This window comes from Moritella sp. PE36 (assembly GCF_000170855.1).
In the GTDB taxonomy this organism is placed as follows: domain Bacteria; phylum Pseudomonadota; class Gammaproteobacteria; order Enterobacterales; family Moritellaceae; genus Moritella.
This window is the reverse complement of the sequence record NZ_ABCQ01000123.1, coordinates 1-1590: the sequence shown is the minus strand read 5'-3', so window position 1 is coordinate 1590 and position 1590 is coordinate 1. Positions and strand designations below refer to the sequence as shown.

General features: G+C 36.4%; 1 protein-coding gene and 1 pseudogene. Both read left to right on the top strand.

The annotated features are described in order from the left end of the window. Nucleotides 1-495: pseudogene (locus tag PE36_RS23540) on the top strand (class I SAM-dependent methyltransferase); the annotation flags it as partial. 144 nt (nucleotides 496-639) lie between these two features. Further along, nucleotides 640-1350, top strand: coding sequence for a transcriptional regulator (locus PE36_RS23535; RefSeq protein WP_006034628.1), 711 nt, complete (start codon nucleotides 640-642; stop codon nucleotides 1348-1350). Nucleotides 1351-1590: the final 240 nt, after the last annotated feature.

The following is a 1590-nucleotide window of genomic DNA, read 5'->3' as shown; positions in this document are numbered from 1 at the left end:
GCGTGACACCGTCAGTACTTGATGCACCGCCGGTTTAGGACGTGATGCATTTGTATTAGCATCTTAGGCTGTAACGTGACGATGTTGGAACGTTCACCTATCGTTGCGGCATTACTTGAAGATGGTTTAAAGCGAGCAGAGCAAGATGAAGAGATCGGTAGTTGGATCACAACACGATTAAAATTGGTATTTGCATCGAGTTTATCCGAGTTAGAAGGTTTGGGCATTTCTCCTGATGTGGTTTATCTTGATCCTATGTACCCACATAAGAAGAAATCAGCGTTAGTGAAAAAAGAAATGCGCGTATTTCAATCATTAGTTGGCGCAGATTTAGATGCAGATGGTTTGTTTGAACCGGCAATGCGTGTTGCTACGAAGCGTGTTGTTGTTAAACGCCCTGATTATGCTGAATATATCGCAAATGCGGAACCTAGCATGGCGATTGAAACAAAGAAAAATCGCTTTGATGTTTATATAAAGCAAGCAATGAAATAACTCATTTTATTTGCTAAGGTAGTTATTAATATCGGATAGATATTTTATTTTAATATAATATATGGAATCGGGCTCAAGGTTTTTAATGTTTAGCTATGCTAACTTGGCGACCCAAATGGGCCTAACTATAGACGAGGGATAGTTGTGCTACTTGAACTAGATAGTATTGAGAATGAATTGACAAATTCATATACGTTTACAGATGAAGATCATCGTCTTTTAAGATCATATGATGGTGTTATCGAAGGTATTGCTGCTTTATTTGGTAAGCAATGTGAAGTGATCCTACACTCATTAGAAAGTGTAGATCGTTCTGTTATTAAGATTGAAAATGGTTTTAATACAGGTCGTGTTGAAGGTTCACCTATTACCGATTTAGCACTTAAGATGCTACAAGATATATCTGCACAAAATAAGCAATGTTCTAAAGCGTATTTTACGCAGACGAAAGATGGCCAAATGATGCGTTCTATGACGATCGCAATCAAAAACCGTTCAGAAAGAACAATTGGCTTAATTTGTATTAACATTAATATTGGTGCATCGTTTATTGATTTTGTTCAGGAGCTTTTACCTACGCCTGAAGCAAGAGAGACTGAACTATCTTCTGAGAACTTTGCGACAACAGTCGAAGAGTTGGTTGACCGCTCTGTAGAAGAAACAATTACTGATATTAACAATCGTACTGATATCGCGAATAATGCTAAAAATAAGCACATCGTTATATCACTACATCAGCAAGGTATTTTTGATATTAAAGATGCGATCAATATGGTTGCTGATAAACTTAATATTTCAAAACATACTGTGTACTTATATATACGCCAAATAAAATCGGATGAAGCAGAGCTGTAACAAGCCATACATTTAGATTGTTTATATAAGAAGATGTATATACGAGTTGTAGAAGGTGATTATTGTATGAATAATCACCTTTTTTTACTTTGGTTTTGTTATCCGATACTTAATACACTCCGTGTGCATGATTATCATACAGAACAACCATTATGAATTAATACGACATATAAAACTTGCCAACCAAGTCAAGATCTCTATAATGCGTCCTCACTGACACGGCAACAGCCGCTAAGTAAA